A 360-nucleotide genomic window follows, 5' to 3' on the forward strand; every position below is an offset into this window, starting at 1 on the left:
TTTTGCTCGCCAGCCTCGACACGTTGGCGCAGTTCGGCAATACGCTCAGACGACAGGGATTTCTTCCTGCCACGGTAGGCCCCGCGCTGCTTGGCGAGCGCGATGCCCTCGCGCTGCCGCTCGCGGATCAAGGCGCGTTCGAACTCGGCGAACGCGCCCATTACCGACAGCATCAGGTTCGCCATCGGCGAGTCCTCGCCGGTGAAGGTCAAATGCTCCTTAAGGAACTCGATGCGTACGCCGCGCTGGGTGAGGCCCTGCACCAGGCGGCGCAGGTCGTCGAGGTGGCACTGTTGCAAAGTTAGCGATGAGGCAGCCTTTTGTCTTATTCAAAGGCCTTACATTTCAAAAACTCTGCTT

The 360-nt window shown here is 60.3% G+C and carries 1 pseudogene; it reads right to left on the reverse strand.

Annotated elements, in window-relative coordinates:
* Positions 1 to 287, reverse strand: a pseudogene (locus tag L2I46_RS29380) (recombinase family protein); the annotation flags it as partial.
* Between the last annotated feature and the right edge of the window lie 73 nt (positions 288 to 360).

The sequence above is a fragment of the Klebsiella sp. 2019SCSN059 genome (assembly GCF_021739525.1).
GTDB classification, from domain to species: domain Bacteria; phylum Pseudomonadota; class Gammaproteobacteria; order Enterobacterales; family Enterobacteriaceae; genus Klebsiella; species Klebsiella quasipneumoniae.